This is a genomic window from Pedococcus sp. KACC 23699, from assembly GCF_045348425.1.
Taxonomy (GTDB): Bacteria; Actinomycetota; Actinomycetes; order Actinomycetales; family Dermatophilaceae; genus Pedococcus.
In genome coordinates this window covers 2,650,704-2,673,464 of record NZ_CP157483.1, presented here as the reverse complement: position 1 = coordinate 2,673,464, position 22,761 = coordinate 2,650,704, and the positions used below count along the sequence as shown (strand labels likewise).

The following is a 22,761-nucleotide window of genomic DNA, read 5'->3' as shown; positions in this document are numbered from 1 at the left end:
CGCCGGGTCAGCGGTGGGCGCGCCGCCACCAGGAGGATTGTCAGGACTTCAGCGCGAAGTCCTCGAGCAGGCGGCGACCGATGATCATCTTCTGGATCTCCGCGGTGCCCTCGCCGATGAGCAGCATCGGCGCCTCACGGTAGAGGCGCTCGATCTCGTACTCCTTGGAGTAGCCGTAGCCGCCGTGGATGCGGAAGCTCTGCTCGACCACGTTCGCGCAGTTCTCCGAGGCGAGGTACTTGGCCATGCCGGCCTCGAGGTCGTTGCGCTGGCCGGCGTCCTTGAGGCGTGCCGCCTTGACCATCATCTGGTGGCTGGCCTCCACCTTGGTCGCCATGTCGGCGAGCCGGAAGAGGATGCCCTGGTGCTCGGCGATCTTCTTGCCGAACGTCTCACGCTGCTGGGAGTACGCGATCCCGAGCTCGAAGGCGCGCATCGAGACCCCGCACGCGCGGGCGGCGACGTTGACGCGCCCCACCTCGACGCCGTCCATCATCTGGTAGAAGCCCTTGCCCGGCTCGCCGCCGAGGATCTGGGCGGACGTCGTGCGGTGCCCGTCGAGGACGAGCTCGGTGGTGTCGACTCCCTTGTAGCCCATCTTCTCGATCTTCCCGGGGATCGTGACACCCTGTGCGGTCTCGCCGAACCCGGCCTCCTTCTCGATCAGGAAGGTCGTCATGTTCTTGTAGACCGAGCTGGCCCCCAGGTCCGACTTCACCAGCACCGCAACGAGATTCGAGCTGCCACCGTTGGTCAGCCACATCTTCTGGCCGGTCAGCGTCCACTCGGTGGCGTCACCCTCACCGCCACCCTTGACCGCCTTGGACTTGATCGCCGAGACGTCCGAACCGAGGCCGGGCTCACTCATGGAGAACGCCCCGCGGACCTCGCCGGTGGCCATCCGCGGCAGGTAGTGCTGCTTCTGCGCCTCGGTGCCGTGCTGAAGCACCATGTAGGCGACGATGAAGTGGGTGTTGATGATGCCGCTCACCGACATCCAGCCGCGGGCGATCTCCTCGACGACGAGCGCGTAGGTCAGCAGGGACTCGCCGAGACCCCCGTACTCCTCGGGGATCATCAGCCCGAAGATCCCCATCTCCTTCATGCCCTCGACGATCTGTGTGGGGTACTCGTCGGCGTGCTCGAGCTCCTGCGCCACCGGGATGATCTGCTCGTTGACGAACTCGCGGACGAGCTTGACCAGCTCGACCTGCTCGTCGCTCAGGCCATCGGTCTGCTGGAGTCGGGACATCCGGGGATCGCCACCTTGCGTTCGCGGGACAGTGCGCCTGCGAGATGCAGACCTCACGCGAGTATGCCGAGCGGCTCCGTTCCGGCACAGGTTCAGCGCGTGTGAGCCTCCCCACCCGTGGCGTCGCCGACCGCGGAAATTCGGTGGCGGGGCGGCATACCGGTCTGTCAGGCTCGGCACGAACACGCGGGGCACGAGGCCACGCGGCAGAGCTCCACCAGGAAGAGACGGAGGGTCGAGATGTCCACGACGGTCCCGGGCGCCACCTGTGCCCTCTCCCCACTTCCCTTGGAGTTCACCCATGCAGTTCCAGGAGTCACCGGCCCCACAGGGGTCTGACCTCTTCTCGTTCGACAGCCTTCCCGACGCTCCTCCCGAGGGCGATCGCTGGTCGAGCTGGGACGGTGCCACGCACGGTCCCAAACCCCGACCTGACTGGGTCATCACCGCCCTTGCCGCCGTCGAGGCCGACCTCGGCATCCTCAAGACGGGCAAGGAGGCGGACGTCCACATCGTCCGCCGCTGGGTGCCCGACGGCACGACGTCACCGGCGCTCGACAGCCACCTCGCGGCCAAGCGTTACCGGACCGGTGAGCACCGGATGTTCCACCGGGACGCCGGCTACCACGAGGGTCGCCGGGTTCGCCGCAGCCGCGAGATGCGGGCGATGGCACGGCGCACCGAGTTCGGCAAGGAGCTGCTGTCCGGACTGTGGGCGCAGGCCGAGTTCGGGGCGCTCGGCACGTTGTGGGAGATGGGGATCCCCGTCCCCTACCCCGTGCAGCTCGACGACCGCGAGATGCTCATGGAGTTCATCGGCGAGGACGGCATCGCCGCGCCACGCCTCGCCCAGACCCGCCCGGGAGCGGAGCTGCTGCCGGAGCTCTTCGAGCAGCTGCGCTCGGTGATGCTGGTCCTCGCGGAGCGGGGCTGGACCCACGGTGACCTGTCGCCGTACAACGTCCTCCTGCACCGCGATCGCCTCGTGTTCATCGACTGGCCGCAGATCGTCGATGTCATCGGCAACCCCCGTGGCTTCGAGTTCCTCGAGCGGGACGTCCTCAACATGTGCCGCTGGTTCTCCTCCCGGGGCCTGGCGGTCGACGAGGGCGAGCTGCTCGGCGACCTCGTCGCCGCAGCGACGTCGCGCTGGTAGCCACGCACGAGCAGGCACCGGGCACCGGACAGGCACCGGACCAGACCAGCGGCGTGATGTCGGGCGCAGGCCGGTGCTTCCGCGCGAAGGGGTGCCTAGGCTGGGAGCAGGAGCACCGATGAAGGAGTCCTCCGTGGCCGTGGCGCACCGCAGACCCATCCCCCCACTGGACTCCATCTGGCTGGCCATGGACCGGCCGCACAACCTCATGGTCATCGTGTCGGTGCTGCTGCTCGGGGAGGTGCCGGACTGGGACGAGGTCACGCGTCTGCTCGAGGCCCGCCTCGTGGAGCCCTACCCGGTCTTCCGGCAGAAGGTCGAACCAGCAGCCCACCGCCTCGGTCGTCGGCCGCACTGGGTCGATGACGACGACTTCGACCTCGACCGCCACCTGCACCGGGCGACGCTCTCCGGATCCGGCGGGGACGCCGCCCTGCAGAGCTACATGGAGCAGCACGTGTCCACGCCGTTCGATCCCGCGCACCCGCTGTGGGAGATCCACCTGGTTGACGGGTACGGCTCTGGCGCAGCGGTCTTCTGCCGCACCCACCACGCCCTCGCAGACGGCTTGGCCCTTGCCCGGGTCCTGCTGTCGCTGACCGACGACGACCCAGACGAACCGGGCGATCCCCACCGCCCGGCGACCCCGGCCGCGCGTGCACGCTCGGCTCCCGCGAGCGCTGTGGTCGGGGAGGTGGCGGGGTGGAGAAGGCCGACCGGGATCGGACACACCGCCCGGCTCGCGCTCCGCACGACGCAGGTCCTGTCCGACCTGCTCCTGAGCCAGAACCCCGTCAACCCCCTGTCGGGCCGACCTTCCGTCGCCAAGCGCATCGCCTGGACCGCGCCGCTCGCGCTCGACGGCCCGAAGTCGCTCGGCAGACTCGCAGGCGCCACCGTCAACGACGTGCTGCTCAGCGCCATGGCCGCAGCACTGCGCTCCTACCAGGAGCTCCACAAGGTGGAACCCATCGACCTCATGACGATGGTGCCGGTCAACCTGCGCGACCTCGACGCGCCCCTGCCACCTGAGCTCGGCAACGCCTTCACGCTCGTCTACCTGCGTCTCCCGATCGCCACGGCAGCCCCGCTCGCCCGGCTCGCGGAGACCAAGCGTCGGATGGACTGGCTCAAGGACTCCCCCGAGGTGGCCATGACCCGGATGCTCATGGACGTCATCGGGCGGGTGGGCCGCGGCCTCGACCGCCCCGTCGTCGACTTCTTCGCCAACAAGGCTCTCGGGGTGACCACCAATGTCATCGGACCGCGCAGTCGCCGTCGCCTGGCCGGCGTCCCCGTGGAGGGGGTGCTCGGCTGGGTGCCCGGCTCGGGCTCCCACACCGTGGGCGTCTGCATCTTCACGTATGCCGGGACGGTGCGGGTGGGCGTCATCACCGATGCCGCCCTCGTGCCCGACCCGGAGCGCATCGTCGCGGCGTTCGAGGCCGAGCTCGATCTCTTCGTGTCCTTGGCCGCGCGGACGGACTCGACCGCGCCGACGGACTCCACCCGGCCGACGCACCCCACCGCTGAGGGCGGCGTGGCAGCCGACTCCGGCCGCCCGCGACCCTAGGGTGCCTCCATGACCACGGTGAGTCGGCGGGGGGTGCTGCTCGCGGGCGCGGGCGTGGTCGTGGGTGGTGTCCTCGCCGCGTCGGCCGTCGTGGGGCCGCGGGTGTTCGGACCGGGGACGGTGCGTCGCTCAGGGGCTCTGCGCAGTGCGCACTGGCCCGGTCATGACGTGCGCTGGCAGCTGGCGATGCCCGACGAGGGGCGCGACGACCAGCGCCCGCTGGTGGTCGTCCTGCACGGCCTGGGAGGAGACGCCAGCCACGCCTTCCGACTCGTCGAGCTCGACCGTCACGTGGGCGCTGCCGGGGTCACCCTCGCCTCCGTGGACGGCGGCGACTACTACTGGCACGCCCGGCGGGTCGGCGTCGACCCCGGTGCCATGGTCGTCGACGACCTGCTGCCCACCCTCCGACGCCTCACCGGCTACCAGGGAAAGGTCTCGTTCCTCGGCTGGTCGATGGGCGGCTACGGCTCGCTTCTGCTCGCCTCGGAGCTCGGGCCGGAGAAGGTCGGCGCCGTGGTCGCGGAGAGTGCGGCGCTGTGGACCGAACCCGGGCTCAGCGCGCCCGGCGCCTTCGACGACCGGGAGGACTTCCTGGCCCACGACGTGTTCACCCGGACACGGGTTCTGTCACAGATTCCCATCCGGCTCGACTGCGGACGCTCCGACCCGTTCGTCGTCGCCAACCGCGCCTTCGCGAAGGTCGTGCCCTCAGCCCGCCTCACGGTCGACGACGGCGGTCACACGGTGGCGTACTGGCGCGACCACGCCAGGTCACAGCTCGAGTGGATCGTCAACTCGCTGTAAGGGACTCACCGTGCCACGCTGGGCCGCGCGCCCGCACAGCCGTGCTCAGTAGACGACCACCTGGCTACCGATCGGCATGAGGTTGGTGGCCCAGATCATGTCCATGGCCGGGTTGCTGACCCGGGCGCATCCGTGTGAGGCGGGGTAGCCGGGGATGGACCCCGCACCGTGGACGGCGATGCCCCCGTTGAAGTAGCGGGGCCGCCACAGGTCACCCAGCGGACCCTTGTCGAGGTGGTCCACCGCCCGGAAGGTGCTGAACGTCCCGGCCGGCGTCAGGGCGACGTACTGCTGCCCCTCTGACGTGTAGTGCTCACCGCTTCCGGTGCTGGTGTTGAGGATCGTGGTCACTCGACCGCCACGCACGACGAGGAGCAGCTGGCGCGCCTTGTCGATCTCGATGCCCGATCCTCCGATGCGGGACTGCGGCCGGATGCCTGCCTGCAGCGCCTGACGCGTCGAGGGCCCGAGCACACCGTCACGACCGAGACCGGCAGCCTTCTGCAGCGCCATGACGGCCTGTGAGGTGAGCATGCCGAACTGCCCGTCGGGGGTGCCGTTCCAGTAGCCGAGCGCCGACAACCGCTCCTGCACGGTCCGCACGTAGGCCCCGGAGTCGCCGACCTGGATGGTGTCGCCAGCCGTCGGCTGCGGCTTGGGCGTGGGCTTGGGAGTCGGCTTCGGGGTGGTCGGCGACGGCGTCATCGGGGCGGGCTTGGTCGTCGACGGCGGCGCCGGCTTCGGCTTGGGCGCCGACGTGGTGGGGACCTTCGTGGGGGTCGCTGCCACGTCCGTCCCGGACGGCGACGGCGCCTCGGTGGTGGGCTCGGCCTGCGACGGCGAGGAGGAGGCTGCGGGGGGCGTCGCCAAGGGCGCGGCCACCGGGTCGCTCGCCGAGCTGCCGGATCCGCCGAAGGACACGGCGCCACACCCGCTCAGGGCCGTGGCGGCAACCATGAGGGCGGCGGCCAGCACCTTGGTCGAACGGGTGGAGTCAAGTCGCTCGTGGATCATCGTGTCCCTCTCGTCGCTGCGCGGGCGAGGCCGTGCATACGGAACCTCACACAGGGTGACGCACCAACAGGCCAACGGGTTGTGCAGGACGCGTGTCGTTGCCGACTCGAGACCTGCACCCCCTTCGGCGCCAACCCCAACGAATCCGGTGAACCGGGAGCGTCCCGGCTCGACCCGGCGTCCGGCCCCTGCACCCGGACATGGCGCGGTCGCCCTCCCCCCGAGGGCGACCGCACTCACCTAGACGCGGCTCCGGGTCGAAAGGTTGCCTCCCGATTTGAGTTGATTTCTCAACTGTGTGCGGAGGTGTCCGAGACGGCCTCGTGGATGGTCAGGACGCGTCTGGCCGTGTCGACGTGAAGGCTCTCGACCATCTTCCCGCCGTAGGTCACGACACCGGCGCCCGCGCCGTCCTCCCACGCCTGAAGGATGCCCCGCGCCTCCTCGACGGCCTCGGCGCTCGGGGCGAAGACCTCGTTGCACGGCTCGACCTGTCCGGGGTGCACGAGGGTCTTGCCGTCGAAGCCCAGCTGCCGCGCCTGCAGGCACTCGGCCTTGAACCCCTCCGCATCGCGCACGTCGTTGTAGACACCATCGAGGATGACCGTGCCCGTCGCGCGCGCCGCCAGCAGGCACAGCCCGAGCCCGGTGAGCAGCGGCTGGCGACCCGGCACGTGCTCGGCCTGCAGCTCCTTGGCGAGGTCGTTGGTCCCCATCACCAGCACCGTGAGGCGCGGCGACGCCGAGGCGATCTCTTCGCAGTGCAGCATCGCCGCCGGTGTCTCGACCATGGCCCACAGCGCAGTGTGCTCGGGAGCGCCGGCGGCCTCCATGGCCTCGACGAGCGCGCGCACCTCCTGCGCAGAGCCGACCTTGGGGACGACGACGGCATCCGGCCCTGCCGCGCAGACGGCTGCGAGGTCGTCTGCGTGCCACGTCGTGCCGATGCCGTTGACGCGGATGGTCACTTCGCGGGAGCCGTACTCCCCGGATCTCGCTGCAGCACAAGCATTCTCACGCGCCTGACCCTTCGCATCCGGGGCGACCGCGTCCTCGAGGTCGAGGATCAGTGAATCGACCGGGAGGGACTTGGCCTTCTCCAGCGCACGTTCGTTGGAGGCCGGCATGTAGAGGACCGACCGACGAGGACGGTATGCCGCCTGCTCACCTGCCGCGCGCTCGTCACCCATCACGCGCCCTCCACCTCGGACGAACCGGGCCCGGCCGCATACGCCTGCGCCAGAGCGGGATCCGTGGCGGCGAGCCGTTCCGCGAGCTCGAGCATCACCTGGCACTGCTTGAGGCTGGCGTCGTCCTCCATCTTGCCGTCGAGCATCACGGCGCCGGTGCCGTCACCCATGGCGGCGACCACTCGGCGCGCGTGCGCGACGTCATCCGGCGACGGGCTGAACACACGCTTGGCGATCTCGACCTGCACCGGGTGCAGCGACCAGGTGCCGACGCAACCGAGCAGGAAGGCGTTGCGGAACTGGTCCTCGCAGGCCACGACGTCGGCGATGTCCCCGAACGGTCCGTAGTAGGGGAAGATCCCGTGCATCGCGCAGGCGTCGACCATCCGCGCGATCGTGTAGTGCCACAGATCCTGCTGGTAGGTGGCGCGGGGGGCGTGCACCGCGTCCTCGACCCCGGTGGGCGGGTCCTGGCGGACGAGATAGCCGGGGTGCCCGCCACCCACGCGGGTCGTCTTCATCCGCCGGTCTGCGGCGAGGTCTGCCGGACCGAGCGACATACCCTGCATGCGTGGGCTCGCGCCGGCGATCTCCTCGACGTTCGCGACACCGCGGGCCGTCTCGAGGATGGCGTGCACGAGGATCGGGCGGGTCAGGCCAGCCCTGGCCTCGAGCTGGGCCAGCAGGCGGTCGACGTAGTGGATGTCCTCCGGGCCCTGCACCTTGGGCACCATGACCACGTCGAGCTTGTCGCCGATCTCGGTGACGAGGGTGGTGAGGTCATCCAGGGCCCAAGGACTGTCGAGGCTGTTGACCCGCGTCCAGAGTTGAGTCGAGTCACCGAAGTCGGTCGCCTTCGCGATGGCGACCAGTCCCTCACGGGCGGCCACCTTGCGGTCTGCCTTGACGGCGTCCTCGAGGTTGCCGAGCAGGACGTCGACGGTGCCGACCATGGACGGCACCTTGGCCGCCATCTTCTCGTTGCTCGGGTCGAAGAAGTGGATGACCCTGGAAGGCCGCGCAGGCACCTGCGTGAGGGGTGCCGGAGCACCCACGGCCAGGGGGGCGAAGTAGTCCTTGGGGCTGCGCACGCGGCGACGCTAGCAGCGACAGCCACGGGGCGGTTATGACAGAGTTCACGTGTGACCGACACCGCTCCCGAGCAGCCCGGGACGGCACCACGGGCCGCTGCGGCCGCGCCATCGGAGCCGACGGTGACGCTCGTCAACGTCACCGCGCTGTTCGCCGAAGCCGCCACCAAGTCCGGCCTCATGTGGGTCCAGCCCCCCGGTGACCGGGCCTGGCCGTTCTGGCACGCCTGGGCCGACGACACGGTCTACGTCGTCTCCGGTCCCGGCGAGCAGACGCTGCCCTGGCTGCCCGAGGACGTCACGCTCGTGGCTCGCAGCAAGGACACCGGCGGGCGCCTGCTCACCGTGTCGGCCAGCGTCCGCGAGATCCGGCCGGAGCACGAGCAGTGGGCCGCGGCGACCGAGGCGCTCAGGAGCGCGCGGCTGAACGCGACCGACGACGTGCTCGACAGGTGGGCGCGGGAGTGCACGGTCCGCGGCATGACGCCCTACGGGGCACCGCTCGAGGGACCCGGCCACTACGGCACCGGGTCCGGCGCCGCGCCGGTGCCGGCGTCGGACGCCACGACCTCCCACTGGCGGCCGTGGCACTGGCGAGGGCGACGTCGGCGTCGTCGCGGCAACCGCCTCCCTGCCGGCGACTGACCAGCCGGATAGCCTTGCGGCGTGAGCACTCCGTCGCGTGTCTTCGTGGGCCGCCTGACCAACCTGAGCGTGTTCGACCCGCTCGGTGACCAGGTGGGCCGGGTGCGCGACGTCGTGGTGACGTTCGGTGCCTCGCGGCGCCGCCCCCGGGTGATCGGACTCGTCGTCGAGGTCCCCGGCCGACGACGCGTCTTCGTCCCGATGACCCGGGTCACCTCCGTCGACGGTGGCCAGGTCATCACGACCGGCCTGGTCAACATGCGCCGCTTCGAGCAGCGCACCAACGAGGTCCTCGTCATGGCCGAGATCCTCGAGCGTCCCGTGACGGTCGCCGACCCCGAGGGCGCGTACGCCGCCACCGTCGAGGACGTGGCCATCGAGCGCGAGCGCAGTCGCGACTGGTCGATCTCCAAGGTGTTCGTGCGCCAGGGCGGGGGCAGCCGCACCGCCATCGGGCCGTTCCGTCGGCGTCGCGGCGCGACGGTGCTCGTCCCCGTCGAGGACGTCAGCGGCATCCACCAGTCGTCCGGCGGCCAGTCGGCGGCGATGCTGCTCGAGACCTACGACGACCTCAAGTCCGCCGACCTCGCCGACGTCATCCACGACCTGTCACCCAAGCGCCGCGCCGAGGTGGCCGAGGCGATGGACGACGACAAGCTCGCCGACGTCCTCGAGGAGCTGCCCGAGGACGACCAGGTCGAGATCCTCGACTCGCTGCCCGCCGAGCGTGCCGCCGACGTCCTCGAGGCGATGGAACCGGACGACGCCACCGACCTCCTGCACAACCTCACCACCGAGAAGCAGGAGGAGCTGCTCCAGCTCATGGAGCCGGACGAGGCCGCCGACCTGCGCCGGCTGCTGACCTACGACGAGGAGTCGGCGGGCGGCATGATGACCACCGAGCCCGTGATCCTGGGACCGGAGGCCTCGATCGCCGAGGCCCTCGCCGTCGTCCGCCGGGTCGAGCTCTCCCCCTCCCTGGCCTCGACCATCTACGTCTGCCGGGCACCCCACGAGACCCCCACGGGCAAGTACCTCGGCATGGTCCACATCCAGCGCCTGCTGCGCGAACCCCCGCACGGTTCGATCGGCAGCATCCTCGACAAGGAGATCGAGCCGCTCACCGCCGACGCCCCCCTCGGCCAGGTGACGCGCATGCTCGCGACCTACAACCTCGTCGGGGTCCCCGTGGTCGACGAGGACGGCCGACTCGTCGGCGCGGTCACCGTCGACGACGTCCTCGACCACATCCTCCCCGACGACTGGCGCGAGGAGCGGCACGAGGTGACCCGTGGCTGAGCGCCAGACCCGCGGCGCCCCTGCCCGCCTGGACCAGCCTCGCGAGACCCGGCGCACCCTGCTGCCGCGACCGTCGGTGAACCAGGAGACGTTCGGGGTCTGGAGCGAGCGCTTCGCCCGCTTCATGGGCACACCGCGCTTCCTCATCTACATGACGCTGTTCGTGGTGCTGTGGATCGGCTGGAACGCCTTCGGCCCCGCGGACCTGCGCTGGGACCCCTACGCCTTCATCTTCCTCACGCTCATGCTCAGCCTGCAGGCCTCGTATGCCGCGCCCCTCATCCTGCTCGCGCAGAACCGCCAGGCCGACCGTGACCGCGTGGCCCTCGAGCAGGACCGCGCCCGCGACGAGCGAAACCTCGCCGACACGGAGTTCCTCACCCGCGAGGTGGCGGCCCTTCGGCTCGCGATGCGCGACACCGCGACCCGGGACTTCGTCCGCTCGGAGCTGCGCAGCCTGCTCGAGGAGCTCGACGAACGCGGGTTCGAGGCGCGGCGGCGTGAGGCAGATGACAGCCGCAGCGGTTCGCCCCATTCTTCGCGGGACCAGTCCGCGACCTAGCATGGGGGCATGTCCCACGCCCCCGCACCTGTGACCGACGAGGCCCTCCACCAAGCGCTGGCGACGGTCATCGACCCAGAGATCCGCAAGCCGGTCACCGAGCTCGGCATGGTGGAGAGCTGCACGGTCGACGAGTCCGGCCGGGTGGCCGTCACCATCCTGCTGACCGTCTCGGGCTGCCCGATGAAGGAGACGCTGACCAAGGACACCACGGCCGCACTGGCCAAGGTGCCTGGCGTAACCGGGGTCAAGGTGACCCTCGGGGTGATGAGTGACGAGCAGCGCACCGGGCTGCGGCAGCAGCTGCGTGGCGGCGTGGCCGAGCGTGAGATCCCGTTCGCCCGCCCCGGCTCCCTCACCCGCGTGTATGCCGTGGCCTCCGGCAAGGGCGGCGTCGGCAAGTCCTCGGTCACCGTCAACCTCGCTGCCTCACTCGCCCAGAGCGGGCTGCGCGTCGGGGTCGTCGACGCCGACGTCTACGGCTTCTCGGTGCCCCGCATGCTCGGCGTGGAGCACCGTCCGACGCAGGTCGACGACATGATCCTGCCCCCCATCAGCCACGAGGTGAAGGTCATCTCGATCGGCATGTTCGTCCCCGGCAACCAGCCCGTCGTGTGGCGCGGGCCGATGCTGCACCGGGCGCTGCAGCAGTTCCTCGGTGACGTCTTCTGGGGTGACCTCGACGTCCTCCTGCTCGACCTGCCGCCGGGCACCGGCGACATCGCGATCTCGGTCGCCCAGCTCATCCCCGGCGCAGAGATCCTCGTGGTGACCACGCCCCAGCAGGCCGCGGCCGAGGTCGCCGAGCGGGCCGGCTCGATCGCCCTGCAGACCCACCAGCGCATCGTCGGTGTCATCGAGAACATGTCGTGGCTCGAGCTGCCCGACGGCTCCCGCCAGGAGATCTTCGGATCGGGCGGTGGCCAGCGGGTGGCCGAGTCACTCACCCGCGCGGTGGGTGCGGACGTGCCGTTGCTCGGCCAGATCCCGCTCGACACCAACCTGCGCGAAGGAGCTGACGAGGGAGTACCCGTCGTCCTGCGCAACCCCGAGTCCGCGGCCGCGGTCGCCCTGCGCGGCATCTCGCGCGGCCTCGCCACCCGCTCACGCGGACTGGCGGGGCGTTCGCTCGGGCTCTCCCCCGTCGGCCGCTGACGTCCCGGCGCGGGGTCTCCCCCGTCGGTCGCTGACCCTCAGGTCGCGTCGACGTCGTACGGCGTCGCCCGCGAGGGGTCGTGGGCCACGGGCGAGGGGTCAGCGCCGTAGCCGGTGGCCTCGTCCTCCACGTCGGGCTCGAAGAGGGCCTCGCGGACGATGCGGCGTGGGTCGTACTGGCGCGGGTCGTACTGCTTCCAGTTGATGTCGTCGAACTCGGGTCCCATCTGCTCACGCAGCTGGCCCTTCGCGCCCTCGGCCATGGACCGCGCCTGGCGCACGAGCTGTCCCAGCTTCGCGGCATACTCGGGCAGGCGCTCCGGGCCGAGGATCACCACAGCCAGCACGATCAGGGCGATGAACTCCCACCCGTTGATGTCGACCACTGCGTCTCCGTTCTAGCTGCCGGACGTGCCCGACAGGGTGACTGTGACGCTGATCGTCTCATTCCCGCGCCGGACCTTCATCGGCACGGCGTCGCCGACGCTCTTGGCGCGGATCGCCACGACGAGGTCGTCGGGGTCCTTGACCGGTCTGCCGTCGAACTCGATGATCACGTCGCCGGGCTTGATGCCGGCCTTGCCCGCCGGGCCGTCAGGGGTCACGGGGTTGCCGCTGGCCCCTGACCCGGAGGCGAGGATCTTGACGCCGCTGCCGGTGTACTGACGGTCCAGGATCACGCCGATCACGGGGTGCTGGGCCTTGCCGGTCTTGATGAGCTGGGACGCGGTCTTGACGACCTGGTCGCTGGGGATGGAGAAGCCGACCCCGATGTTGCCGGACTGAGTGTCGGTCGATCCGGGGATCCGGGCGATGGCGGAGTTGATGCCGATGACGTGGCCCTGCATGTCGAGCAGCGGCCCGCCGCTGTTGCCGGGGTTGATCGCCGCGTCCGTCTGGATGGCGTTGATGAACGACTGCTGGTCACCGTCACCACCGGGGCTGACCGGGCGGTTGAGGGCGCTCACGATGCCCGAGGTGACGCTGGACTCCAGGCCGAGCGGGGCGCCGACGGCGATGACCGGGTCGCCCACGACGACGTCCTTGGACGGGCCCATGACGAGTGGCTCGAGGTCGGTGCGGCTGGTCTTGAGGACGGCCAGGTCGTAGGAGCTGTCGCGGCCCACGATGGTGGCCTGGACCTCGTCGCCGTTGGACAGCTCGACCGCGATGGTGCCGCTGTCGGCGGCACTGGCGACGACGTGGTTGTTCGTGATGATGTGCCCGTCCCGGTCGAGGACGAACCCCGAGCCGGTCCCTGCACCGTCGGCGCCCTTGACCTTGATCGTCACGACGCTGGGCAGCGCCTTGGCGGCGATGTTGGCGATGCTGCCCTGCGGGCGAGCGGTCGCACCGGCGCCCACCGACGGGATCGAGGTCCCCGTGCGGTCGAGGTTGCCGAAACCGACGCGGTCGGTAGCCCCGAGCCATCCGCCGAACAACCCGCCGAGGGTGGCGGCGATGAGCGCCGAGACCGCCGCGACGGCGACGAGCGCACCCCAGCCGGGTCCCTTCTGCTGCGGTGCGGACGTCGCAACCGGTGCGCCGCCCTGCCAGTGGCCTGGGGCGTTCGGGTAGCCGGCGTCGGCGCTGGAGGCGGAGATCGGGTCCCAACCAGCACCGGGCACGGGCGCCTGGGGCGCTGCTGCGGCCGGGGTGGTCGTCGGCCGGCCGTCGTCGTGGCCCGGCCACCCGGTCGGTTCGCTCGCCCACACCGGGCCGGGTGCCCCGGAGATCTCCTGGGTGTGCGACAGGTCGACGGGCTGGGTGCTGTCGTTGGTCACCTGGTCGTCGCCGGCCGGGGAGGCATACCCCTGCTCGGGCTGGGCCGGGGTCGGTCGGTCCTCACGCGGTGGCGCCCACGGGTCCCACGCGGACTCGGCGGGCGCATCGGCGGACGGGTCCGTCCCGCCAAGGGAAGCGGCGGCGGGGGCATCGGGGAGAGCTGCGGCGGGCCTTGGCGCCTCGGCGGCCCGGGTGGGCGCCTGCCCCCCATCGGGCGCGACGGACGAGGGGTCCGGGACCTCCGGGTGGCCCTCGGGCCGGCCAGCATCGTGACCGGTCTGGTCGCTGGGCTGGGGACGCTCGTCGCTCATGGCGTTGATTGTGCCGAACCCAGTCGCGCCCTGCCCACGTCGGGGGCGGACGAGCCGGGCTGCGTGCTGCGCGGCGACGTGGAGGTCGCCCCCGTCCCGAGGACCGGGACGGTGAAGGCGGCTGTGGCGAAGCCGGGCGCGGAGGGTCGGGCACGCTGCACCGTGCCCGGGGTGAGGTCGGTCGGGGTGGGCGACGTCAGGCTGCCCCCGGTGACGACCAGGCTCCAGGCCGCCGCTGCGGTGGCACCGGCCGCGAGTCCGGCGAACACCGTGGCGCGGCGGGCCGACCGGTGCATGGCGGGAGCACCGCGGTCGACGACGGGCACCGGGGCCGACGGAACGGGCGGCACCCTCGGCAGGGACCAGGCGGAACGGACGGCGGGCGACGCCGGTCCCTCGACCCCGCCGGGGTGGTCGGCCATCGCGAGCAGCATGCCGCGCAGGTCGCGCGACACCTGCGGAGCCGAGGGCGAGCGCAGCGAGGCGAGGACTCGACGTTCGTCGTCCACCGCGGCGCGGCAGCAGGTGCAGGCCACCACGTGCCGGTCCCACTTCAGCAGGGTGGCGGGGTCCATCGCCCGGTCCGCGTAGGCGGTCAGGTCACCGCCCAGGCAGCGGGCGCCGGCGAGTCCGAACCTGCTCACCGCGACCCCGGGACCGCACGCCGGATCACCGGGAGGCGGCGTCGGGAGGCAGGGACCGGGGTGCGGTCGATGTCGAGGGCGGGGCGGTCGAGGGTCGGGTCGCGGTGGGCCAGGGCCTCACGCAGCTGGGCGCGGCCCCGGTGGATCCGCGAGCGCACCGTGCCGAGCTTGACGCCCAGGGTGGTCGCGATCTCCTCGTAGGACAGGCCCTCGATGTCGCACAGCACCACCGCGGCCCGGAAGTCCGGGGAGAGCGCGTCCAGCGCCCGCTGGACGTCGTCGTCGAAGTGGGTGGCGTCGTAGGACGCCTCGGGACCGGCCTCACGGGTGGGCAGGCGCGCTGCGCTCTCGTCCGAAAGGGCGTCGAAGCGGATGCGCTGCTTGCGTCGCATCTTGTCGAGGAAGACGTTGGTGGTGATGCGGTGCAGCCAACCCTCGAAGGTGCCGGGCTGGTAGCTGTGCAGCGAGCGGAAGACGCGGATGAACACGTCGTGGGTCAGGTCCTCCGCGTCGTGCGGGTTGCCGGTGAGGCGGTACGCCAGTCGGTAGACGCGGGCAGAGTGCTGCTCCACGATCTCCTCCCACGTCGGGGGCACCCACGCGGGAGCCTCCCGGACGTCGCCGGGGACGTCCTGCCGGGCCGGGACGTCCTGCCGGGCCGGGCCGATCGTGTCGGTCGCGGTCACGTCCCTCACCTCCGTCGGGGCGCCCGTTGCGGCGCTCACACCCTGCAGTCGGTCCAGACGACCGACTGCGGTAAATGGTTCCCCAACAACCTGAGCGTTTCCTGTATGCCGCGGGGCGAGTGCAGTCTGGCCGCGGCAGTAGGGTTTCCCGCATGAGTGCACAGAAGCCGGCCAGCTGGGCCTACGCCGAGGAGTTCGTCACCGAGAACGAGGTGATCGAGAGCGCCCGCCGTCGCGGCGAGGAGCTCGGCGCGACGCCTGTCGGCAACGGTGCCGGCGTGCTGCTGCGGCTCCTCGCGGCGGCCGTGAAGGCTCGCTCGGTCATCGAGATCGGCACTGGCGCGGGCACCTCCGGGCTCTGGATGCTCCAGGGCATGCCCGACGACGGCATCCTCACGACGATCGACGTCGAGGCCGAGCACCAGGGCGTCGCCAAGAAGGCCTACGCCGAGGCGGGGGTCGCGCACCAGCGCACCCGGGTCATCACCGGCCGGGCCCTGGACGTCCTGCCGCGCATGACCGACGGCGCCTACGACATGGTCGTCGTCGACGGCGAGAAGAGCGAGTACCCCGAGTACGTCGACCACGCGATCCGGCTGCTGCGCTCCGGTGGCGTGCTCGTGCTCGACAACATGCTGTGGCACGACCGGGTGGCCGACCCGGCGTCCCGCGACCCGCAGACCACCGTGCTGCGCGACCTCGGCAAGCGGCTGCGCGACGACGACCGCCTGGTGCCGGCCCTGCTGCCCGTGGGCGACGGCGTGCTCGCGGCCGTCAAGCGCTGACGCGAGCGGTCACGCGGTCCCGGGCCCGGGACCGCGTCGGAAGTGCTCGGGGCCCTCGGCGATCGCCACCACCTCGAACGGCTCCATGAGGATCGGTGCGGACCCGATGATCGAGCTGCCCGCGGACTCCGCAGCCGTCTCGGCGAACTCCTTGAGGAAGTCGTCGCGGTAGACCTGCTGGTCGAAGACGTAGGTGCCCTCGAACCACTGGCCCTCGACCATCCGCCAGGTCTTGAACGCCAGGCCGTCGAGGAACATGAACCTGGCCATCGACGTCCCGACCACGTAGTCCCGCAGCGACGACGCGACGTCCTCGGGAGCCTCCTCCAGGGACCAGCGCACCGACAACCCGTATCCCGCGTTCATGCCATCTCCTCCAACCAGGTCAGCAGCAGGCGGGCACCGAAGCCCGTCCCACCCTTGGTGAAGAGCCCGCGGTCGACGTCGGAACGACCCACCCCGGCGATGTCGAGGTGCGCCCAGCGTCGCTCGCCCACGAACTCGCGCAGGAACAATGCTGCCGTGATCGAGCCGGCGCCGACAGGAGTGCCCGCGATGTGGTTGATGTCGGCCACGACGCTGTCGAGCGCGAAGCGGTAGTCCTCGACGAGCGGGAACGGCCACAGCAGCTCACCGGTCGCCTGCCCTGCGGCCACAAGGGCCTCGGTGAGGGCCTCGTCGTTGGCGTAGACGGGGGCCATGCTGCGGCCCAGGGCGACCCGGGCTGCCCCGGTGAGGGTGGCGATGTCGAGCAGCACGTCAGGCCCGAGGTGGGCGTCGGCGTAGGCGAGCGCGTCGGCCATGACGATCCGGCCCTCGGCGTCGGTGTTGCCGATCTCGACGGTACGGCCGCCATACATGGTGATGACGTCGGACGGCCGGTAGGAGCTGCCGCTCACGGCGTTCTCGGCCAGCGCCAGCAGCCCGGTGACGCGCACAGGCACGTCGAGCTCGGCACAGGCGGCGAGGACGGCGAGCACGACCGCAGACCCGGACATGTCGGTCTTCATCGCCAGCATGCCCTCGGCCGGCTTGATGTCCAGGCCACCGGTGTCGAAGGTGATGCCCTTCCCGACCAGCACGACGTGCAGGGTGTCCGCTGTCGCACCCTCGGGCGTGTGCGTCAGCTCGACCAGGCGGGGCGGCGTCGCCGACCCGGACCCGACGGCGAGCAGACCGCCGAAACCCTGCGCCTTGAGGTCCCGGTCGGTCCAGACCTTGACGCCCAGCCCGGCCCGACGGCCGATGGTGCGGGCCTGGGCTGCCATCCACGCGGGGTTCTTGGTGTTGGAGGGCACCACAGCCAGGTTGCGGGCCAGCATCGTGGCCCGGGCACGGGCCAGCGCACTCCGACGGACGTCGTCGTCGTGGTCGCCGACGAGGGTCACCTCGGCCACGGGTGGGGTCGTGGGCTTCGCGTCGGCGCCGAGCCAGCGTGGCGAGGAATACCCGCCCAGGGCGATGCCCTCGACGAGGGCCGACTGACCTCGGGGAGCGAGACCGGGAAAGGCCACGACCACGTGGGAGCATCCTCGAGCTGCTCGCCCGACGGCCGCACCGGCGGCGCGCAGGGCGGCCGGGTCCGCGTCGCCGACACCGACCAGCAGCACGGTCCGGGCGGCGCGGTCCCCCGGCACCAGGGCGATGCGGGTCGTGGCGCCGGGTTCGCTTGACGGCTCGTGGGCGGCCTGCACCTCCGCCACGTCGAGACCGACGACCTGCAGCGACGCGGCGACGGCCTCTCCCGACGCCAGCCCGTCGCGGGGGACGGGGACCGCCAGGACGAGGTCGGTCGGGTCCAGGTCGGCCAGGACGTCGGCGATGGGCTCGGACCGGACGGACCAGGTGCTGGATGCGGGGACGAGCAGTTCAGGGGCGGGCACGCCCCGACCCTACCCACCTGCCCGGGGCAAGGGGCATCGCCCCGGGCAGGGGTGGGCAGAGTCGGCGAAGGTGCGGTGCGCCGCTGCCCGCACAGACGAGGACCCCCTCCGGCTGGTGCCGGAGGGGGTCCTCGGAAGGTGGAGGACCGGTGCTACTTGAGGCCCTCGCAGTTGTCGATGGCCTCGCCCAGCTCACGCACCTCGGCGGGGGTCATCTCGACGACGAGGCGCCCACCACCCTCGAGGGGCATGCGCAGCACGATGCCGCGACCTTCCTTGGTCACCTCGAGCGGGCCGTCGCCAGTCCTCGGCTTCATTGCCGCCATGAGTGTGTCCCTTCCATTTGGCGTGGTGTGTTGCTGGGCACGCGGGTCCACGCCAGTGCTTGAGTCCACCCCGTGCGTGCCAGATTTGCTCCATTATCCCGTGAACCTGCTCACAGGCGAAATCCGGGTCGGGAGGAGGCCCGGGTGGCTGGGCGCCTGCAGGGCATGATGTCCGACATGAGCCAGAGCCCTGCCGCGCCGCAGTCCCCGCACCAGCCCGTCGTCGTCGAGCGCGAGGGCGCCGTGGCAACGGTCCGGCTCAACCGGCCCGAGGCGATGAACTCGCTCGACACCCCCACCAAGGAGGCGTTGCTGGCCGCCCTCACCGACGTCGCCCGGGACGCCGGAGTCCGCTGCGTCGTGCTCACCGGCAGCGGCCGAGCCTTCTGCGTCGGCCAGGACCTCAAGGAGCACATCCGGCTGCAGCAGAGCGACGACGACTCGCTGTGGGAGACCGTCCCCAAGCACTACAACCCCATCGTCGAGCTGCTGACGACCATGAACAAGCCCGTCGTCGCCGCCCTGAACGGCGTCGCCGCCGGCGCCGGCGCGGCGTTCGCGATGGCTGCCGACTTCCGGGTCATGGTCGACACCGCGGGCTTCAACCTCGCCTTCGCCGGGATCGCGCTGTCGTGCGACTCGGGCTCGTCGTGGAGCCTGACGCGGCTCGTGGGTCCGGCTCGCGCCAAGGAGCTGCTGCTCCTGCCGCGCACGGTCCTTGCCGACGAGTGCCTGTCCCTGGGTCTGGTCACTCGGGTCGTCGCGGCCGACGAGCTCGACACGACCGTGCACGAGCTGGCCACGAGGCTCGCCTCCGGCCCGACGCTCGCCTACGGCTCGATCCGCCAGGCGGTCGCCTTCAGCGCCGGGCACGGGCTGAGCGAGTCGCTGGAGCGCGAGGGCGAGTACATGGCGCTCACCGGGGCCAGCTCGGACCACAAGGCAGCGGTCGCCGCGTTCCTCGCCAAGGAGAAGCCGACCTTCACCGGCACCTGATGCATCGGCCGTCGGTCAGCCCGCATCAGGGCGGGGCGGCGGCCCACGGCGTGTACGTCAGCAACGTGCAGGTGAACCAGAACAGCCCGCCGAGCAGGACGACCGCGACGATCGCGACCCGGCGGCGCCAGTGCGGCACTACTCGTTCCCCGGTCGAGGTGCGCATCGCGACCGAGGCGACCAGGGCCGCGATCGGGAAGTCGAGCAGCAGGAAGCGCCACATGCTCGTGATCGGCCGCACCACCGCCAGGAGGTAGAGCGGGTAGGCCAAGGCCCAGACCCTCAGCTCGATCGCCAGCCACCGCCCGTGGCGGCCCAGGATCAGGGCGATGTATGTCGCGACGAGGCCGACGAGGACGCCCACCCCCACGAGTCCGTGGGCGTCCCAGGCCCAGGCCAGCCACAGCACGAAGGGTCCCGACTCCGGCCGCTGTCCCCAGGCGGCCTGGACGTCGAAGAACGCCATCGGCAGGCCGCTGGCGATGCCGACGACGACGGGCCAGGCGATCGACGACGCCCCCGTGGCCACGAGCATGAGCGCGGCCGTCGTGCGCTGCCCACCCAAGGGCCTCGTGCCGGCTGCCCGGTCCTCGCGCCACCGCAGCACGAGATGGGCGATGGCGGCGCAGGCGATCGCCGGCGCCGCTGCCCGCGTGAAGCCCAGGGCGATGGTCACCAGGGCCACCAGCGCGTACTGACGTCGCATGAGCAGCAGCAGCGACCCCGCGATGAGGACCCCGGCGAGCGCCTCGGTGTAGGGCATCACGAGCACTGCCGTCGCCGGGTACAGGCACCAGAGGGCCCCGGCCACCAGGGCCAGTCGCTCGCGGGCTGGTTGCGGCGCGGCGTGCACGGCGAAGTTGAAGCACTTCCACACCAGGACGGCGCACACGGCCCCGAGGACCAGGTTGAGCCCCACGGCAGCCACCTCGAAGGGCAGCCCGGTGAGCATCAGGACCCGCACCAGCATCGGGAACGCCGGGTAGAAGGCCCACGCGCTGTAGGTCAGCAGTCCCGTGTCGGGGTCGGCCGGAAGTGGCACGGGATACCCGTCCTGCGCGACCCGGCGGTACCAGACGCCGTCCCAGCCACCGAGGATGTCGCCGACGGTGGGGTCGAGGTGACCCACCCCGGCGGGGGTCTGGAACCACGTCGCGGCGACCGCCATGGCGAGGAACGTGATGACCCGCGTGGCGGCATACCAGAGGAGCAGGAAGGCGACGGGGCGACGCAGCGCCCAGCCTGCGGCGGCGCTGCGGCCCCTGGACGTGAGGAGTGACGGCACGGTGCGGGCGCGGGCGGTGTCGGTCACGGCGGGTAGTCCGATGGCGGGTGGAAGACGAGCAGCTTCCAGATCCAGGCCACCTGCCCCACCATCCCCGCGGCCACGAGGAACCCGACCCGCACCGTGAGGTAGCGGGCCGTTCGCTCGAGCCAGCCGCCGCCGAGGATGACGACGAGCAGCGGGAACAGTGGCAGGGCGTAGCGGAAGATGCTGGTGAACGGGTCGAGGACCACGGCGAGGTAGGCGGGGTAGATCAGGCACCAGGCCCGCAGCTCCGGACCGAGCCGGGTCGCCCACGGACCGCAGGTGAGCACCACGAGTGTCGTGACGAGGACGGCCAGGCCGACGGGACCGTAGACCGCGGCCCCGTCGAAGTCGCGAAAGGCCCACTGCGACATGCCGAACCAGGGCTTGAGCGGTGTGATCTGTCCGCCGGCGCGCCAGGCGGCCATGGTGTCGGTGTAAGCGGTGCGCGAGCCGGTGACCTGCCACGCGGCGAGAGGCCAGAGGACCGCGCCCACCGCGGACACGCCCAGGGCGGCGAGCGCCGCGAGGAGCTCACCGCGGGTGACGCTCTGCTGGCGCCGGCGACGCCACAGCAGGTAGACCGCCACCGCCACCACCCCGACGACCGGGACCGCGATCGGCCGGGTCAGGCCGAGCAGCAGGGACAGGCCTGCGACCATCCCCCAGCTGCGCCGGACCAGGGCCCACAGCAGCCCGCACAGGACGAGCATCGCCAGGGACTCGGTGTAGGCGAGCTGGAGCGAGACCGCAGCCGGGAAGGCCGCCCAGACGGCGACAGCCCCCAGGGCGACCCTGTCCCCCACCTTCTCGGCCAACAACCTCGCCATGATGATGGCGGCGCCCAGACCGGCCACGAGCGCCAGGGTGGAGGCGACGACCGGGAACCCCAGGCCTGTGACGGCCATGAGCATCCGGGACAGCAGGGGGAAGAGCGGGTAGAACGCCCAGGCGTTCTGGGCGACGCGCCCGCTCCCTGGGTCGACCGGCAGGTGGGTGGGGTAGCCGACCTCGGCGACGTGCCGGTACCAGCTGCCGTCCCACAGGACCGTCATGTCGATGGGTTCGACGGTGGGACCGGTCCAGTCCGGCATGACGACCTGGTCGCGGCTGGCCAGCACCAGCAGCAGCGCGGACACGGCGCGCAGCGCCAGGTAGGTCATCCCCACCTTCACGGTCAGGGTCCGGACGGTCGCCGACACCGTCATGACCGGTTCCGCGCCGCCCGGGGTCCCCGGCCCGCGCGGTGGCAGCCCGCCACGTGGTCGTCGACGAGTCCGCACGCCTGCATCGCGGCATACATCGTCGTGGGGCCGACGAAGACGAAGCCGGACCTCTTCAGCGCCTTGGCGAGGGCGACGCTCTCCGGCGAGGTGGCGCGGAAGTCGTCGGCCGACTGCGGCGGGGTGTGCTCGACGGGCGCGTGCGACCAGACGAGGGCATCGAGACCACCGTGCTCGCGCAGGGCCAGGACCGCTGAGGCGTTGTGGATCGCGGCATTCACCTTGAGCCGGTTGCGGACGATGCCGGGGTCGTTCATGAGGCGCTCGCGGTCGCGGTCGTCGAAGCCCGCGACGGTCTCGGGGTCGAAACCGGCGAAGGCTGCCCGGAACGACTCCCGCTTGCGCAGGATGGTGATCCACGCGAGCCCGGACTGGAAGGCCTCGAGGGTGAGGCGTTCGTACAGCGCCTGCTCACCGTGGACGGGGACACCCCACTCGGTGTCGTGGTAGTCGAGGTAGTCGGCCGTGGACCCCGCCCAGGCACAGCGCGCAACCCCGTCCTCCCCGACGACCAGCCCGCTCACCGGGAGGACTCGGCTGCGCGGGCGAGCATGGCGTTGATCGCCCGACCGTAGAGCCAGGTACTGGCACGGTCCAGGACCGGGGCGAAGAACCGCTTGAACGGCATCGGCCGCACCACCACGTCCTCGACCCAGTCGAGGCGCGTCCCCCACGTCCCCGGAGTGCCGACGCGGGGCTCCGGGGTGAGCGTGATCTCGGCCCAGCCACCGAGCAGGCGACCCGTCTTGACGATCCGGAACACCGCAGGAGCCGCCTGGTCACCCGACGCCGGCGGGTCCCACTGCGTCACGAGCATCGAGTCGGAGAAGGCCAGCGGCCCGACCCCGCTGATGCCGGCGAACCCCCACCCGAGCCGGGGTGCGCCGTCGTCGGTCACCATGCGCGTCATCGGCATCCAGTCGCCATAGCCGGCGAAGTCGGTGACGACGTCCCACACCGCGGCGGGGGTGGCCGAGGTGTGCCGGGTGAGGTGCAGCGTGCCCACGAC

General features: G+C 71.4%; 24 protein-coding genes. 9 read left to right on the top strand and 15 right to left on the bottom strand.

Features of this window, described 5'->3' with window-relative positions; translation table 11 throughout:
• Positions 1-40: 40 nt before the first annotated feature.
• Positions 41-1,252: an acyl-CoA dehydrogenase family protein gene (locus ABEG17_RS12630; RefSeq protein WP_406829832.1), complete on the bottom strand. Its 1,212-nt coding sequence runs from the start codon at positions 1,250-1,252 to the stop codon at positions 41-43.
• Positions 1,253-1,553: 301 nt separating this feature from the next.
• Between ABEG17_RS12630 and ABEG17_RS12625 the strand changes: the two genes are divergently transcribed.
• The 3 genes from ABEG17_RS12625 to ABEG17_RS12615 all read left to right on the top strand — a co-directional run bounded on the left by ABEG17_RS12625 (position 1,554) and on the right by ABEG17_RS12615 (position 4,788).
• Entirely contained in the window at positions 1,554-2,408 is an 855-nt protein-coding gene (locus ABEG17_RS12625) for a serine protein kinase RIO (protein WP_406829831.1), read from the top strand.
• Positions 2,409-2,526: 118 nt separating this feature from the next.
• Positions 2,527-3,981 carry a WS/DGAT domain-containing protein gene (locus tag ABEG17_RS12620; RefSeq protein ID WP_406829829.1) on the top strand — a complete coding sequence of 485 codons (1,455 nt, stop codon included), beginning with the start codon at positions 2,527-2,529 and terminating at the stop codon, positions 3,979-3,981.
• A gap of 9 nt (positions 3,982-3,990) precedes the next feature.
• Positions 3,991-4,788 (top strand): alpha/beta hydrolase, encoded by a 798-nt coding sequence (locus tag ABEG17_RS12615; RefSeq protein ID WP_406829828.1) that lies wholly within the window; start codon positions 3,991-3,993, stop codon positions 4,786-4,788.
• Between the two features lie 45 nt (positions 4,789-4,833).
• Here the strand turns inward: ABEG17_RS12615 and ABEG17_RS12610 are convergent, their stop codons facing one another.
• The 3 genes from ABEG17_RS12610 to ABEG17_RS12600 form a co-directional block, all read right to left on the bottom strand.
• Positions 4,834-5,802 (bottom strand): peptidoglycan-binding protein, encoded by a 969-nt coding sequence (locus tag ABEG17_RS12610; RefSeq protein ID WP_406829827.1) that lies wholly within the window; start codon positions 5,800-5,802, stop codon positions 4,834-4,836.
• Between the two features lie 290 nt (positions 5,803-6,092).
• Positions 6,093-6,992 (bottom strand): HpcH/HpaI aldolase/citrate lyase family protein, encoded by a 900-nt coding sequence (locus ABEG17_RS12605; RefSeq protein ID WP_406829826.1) that lies wholly within the window; start codon positions 6,990-6,992, stop codon positions 6,093-6,095.
• Positions 6,992-8,083 carry an HpcH/HpaI aldolase/citrate lyase family protein gene (locus ABEG17_RS12600; protein ID WP_406829824.1) on the bottom strand — a complete coding sequence of 364 codons (1,092 nt, stop codon included), beginning with the start codon at positions 8,081-8,083 and terminating at the stop codon, positions 6,992-6,994. Before ABEG17_RS12600 ends, ABEG17_RS12605 begins: the two co-directional genes overlap by 1 nt.
• A 51-nt stretch (positions 8,084-8,134) precedes the next feature.
• Between ABEG17_RS12600 and ABEG17_RS12595 the strand changes: the two genes are divergently transcribed.
• Genes ABEG17_RS12595 through ABEG17_RS12580 form a run of 4 tightly spaced genes read left to right on the top strand, consistent with a single transcriptional unit; the run spans position 8,135 to position 11,744 of the window.
• Positions 8,135-8,728 (top strand): hypothetical protein, encoded by a 594-nt coding sequence (locus ABEG17_RS12595; RefSeq protein ID WP_406829823.1) that lies wholly within the window; start codon positions 8,135-8,137, stop codon positions 8,726-8,728.
• Positions 8,729-8,749: 21 nt separating this feature from the next.
• Entirely contained in the window at positions 8,750-10,027 is a 1,278-nt protein-coding gene (locus tag ABEG17_RS12590) for a magnesium transporter MgtE N-terminal domain-containing protein (RefSeq protein WP_406829822.1), read from the top strand.
• Positions 10,020-10,589 (top strand): DUF1003 domain-containing protein, encoded by a 570-nt coding sequence (locus ABEG17_RS12585; RefSeq protein WP_406829821.1) that lies wholly within the window; start codon positions 10,020-10,022, stop codon positions 10,587-10,589. The genes ABEG17_RS12590 and ABEG17_RS12585 overlap by 8 nt, the downstream gene beginning before the upstream one ends.
• Positions 10,590-10,598: 9 nt before the next feature.
• Entirely contained in the window at positions 10,599-11,744 is a 1,146-nt protein-coding gene (locus tag ABEG17_RS12580) for an Mrp/NBP35 family ATP-binding protein (protein ID WP_406829819.1), read from the top strand.
• Positions 11,745-11,782: 38 nt separating this feature from the next.
• On the opposite strand, the gene ABEG17_RS12575 is transcribed toward ABEG17_RS12580, so the two are convergent.
• Genes ABEG17_RS12575 through sigE form a run of 4 tightly spaced genes read right to left on the bottom strand, consistent with a single transcriptional unit; the run spans position 11,783 to position 15,080 of the window.
• Positions 11,783-12,130, bottom strand: coding sequence for a preprotein translocase subunit TatA (locus ABEG17_RS12575; RefSeq protein WP_406829818.1), 348 nt, complete (start codon positions 12,128-12,130; stop codon positions 11,783-11,785).
• Positions 12,131-12,142: 12 nt separating this feature from the next.
• Positions 12,143-13,840 (bottom strand): S1C family serine protease, encoded by a 1,698-nt coding sequence (locus ABEG17_RS12570; protein ID WP_406829817.1) that lies wholly within the window; start codon positions 13,838-13,840, stop codon positions 12,143-12,145.
• Complete coding sequence (locus ABEG17_RS12565) at positions 13,837-14,484, bottom strand: hypothetical protein (protein ID WP_406829816.1); 648 nt, start codon at positions 14,482-14,484, stop codon at positions 13,837-13,839. Before ABEG17_RS12565 ends, ABEG17_RS12570 begins: the two co-directional genes overlap by 4 nt.
• Positions 14,481-15,080 (bottom strand): RNA polymerase sigma factor SigE, encoded by a 600-nt coding sequence (sigE, locus tag ABEG17_RS12560; protein ID WP_406833192.1) that lies wholly within the window; start codon positions 15,078-15,080, stop codon positions 14,481-14,483. Before sigE ends, ABEG17_RS12565 begins: the two co-directional genes overlap by 4 nt.
• Before the next feature lie 242 nt (positions 15,081-15,322).
• Here sigE and ABEG17_RS12555 point away from each other — a divergent pair, with 242 nt between their 5' ends.
• Positions 15,323-15,955, top strand: a complete 633-nt coding sequence (locus ABEG17_RS12555) for an O-methyltransferase (protein ID WP_406829815.1) — start codon at positions 15,323-15,325, stop codon at positions 15,953-15,955.
• Positions 15,956-15,964: 9 nt separating this feature from the next.
• Here the strand turns inward: ABEG17_RS12555 and ABEG17_RS12550 are convergent, their stop codons facing one another.
• The 3 genes from ABEG17_RS12550 to ABEG17_RS12540 form a co-directional block, all read right to left on the bottom strand.
• The gene (locus tag ABEG17_RS12550) at positions 15,965-16,321 is read right to left on the bottom strand and encodes a hypothetical protein (protein WP_406829814.1); all 357 of its coding nucleotides are present in this window, start codon (positions 16,319-16,321) and stop codon (positions 15,965-15,967) included.
• The gene (locus tag ABEG17_RS12545) at positions 16,318-17,838 is read right to left on the bottom strand and encodes a leucyl aminopeptidase family protein (RefSeq protein ID WP_406829813.1); all 1,521 of its coding nucleotides are present in this window, start codon (positions 17,836-17,838) and stop codon (positions 16,318-16,320) included. The genes ABEG17_RS12550 and ABEG17_RS12545 overlap by 4 nt, the downstream gene beginning before the upstream one ends.
• 152 nt (positions 17,839-17,990) lie before the next feature.
• Entirely contained in the window at positions 17,991-18,164 is a 174-nt protein-coding gene (locus tag ABEG17_RS12540) for a DUF3117 domain-containing protein (protein WP_406829812.1), read from the bottom strand.
• 168 nt (positions 18,165-18,332) lie between these two features.
• Here ABEG17_RS12540 and ABEG17_RS12535 point away from each other — a divergent pair, with 168 nt between their 5' ends.
• Positions 18,333-19,160: an enoyl-CoA hydratase/isomerase family protein gene (locus ABEG17_RS12535; RefSeq protein ID WP_406833191.1), complete on the top strand. Its 828-nt coding sequence runs from the start codon at positions 18,333-18,335 to the stop codon at positions 19,158-19,160.
• A gap of 25 nt (positions 19,161-19,185) precedes the next feature.
• Here the strand turns inward: ABEG17_RS12535 and ABEG17_RS12530 are convergent, their stop codons facing one another.
• From ABEG17_RS12530 to ABEG17_RS12515, 4 genes are read right to left on the bottom strand one after another with little or no spacing between them, the layout of a single operon-like run.
• Positions 19,186-20,472 (bottom strand): hypothetical protein, encoded by a 1,287-nt coding sequence (locus tag ABEG17_RS12530; protein WP_406829811.1) that lies wholly within the window; start codon positions 20,470-20,472, stop codon positions 19,186-19,188.
• The gene (locus ABEG17_RS12525) at positions 20,469-21,677 is read right to left on the bottom strand and encodes a hypothetical protein (RefSeq protein WP_406829810.1); all 1,209 of its coding nucleotides are present in this window, start codon (positions 21,675-21,677) and stop codon (positions 20,469-20,471) included. Before ABEG17_RS12525 ends, ABEG17_RS12530 begins: the two co-directional genes overlap by 4 nt.
• Positions 21,674-22,276 (bottom strand): DNA-3-methyladenine glycosylase I, encoded by a 603-nt coding sequence (locus ABEG17_RS12520; protein ID WP_406829809.1) that lies wholly within the window; start codon positions 22,274-22,276, stop codon positions 21,674-21,676. The genes ABEG17_RS12525 and ABEG17_RS12520 overlap by 4 nt, the downstream gene beginning before the upstream one ends.
• A complete protein-coding gene (locus ABEG17_RS12515; protein ID WP_406829808.1) occupies positions 22,273-22,758 on the bottom strand; it encodes an SRPBCC family protein in 486 nt (161 codons plus the stop codon). Before ABEG17_RS12515 ends, ABEG17_RS12520 begins: the two co-directional genes overlap by 4 nt.
• Positions 22,759-22,761 lie beyond the last annotated feature (3 nt).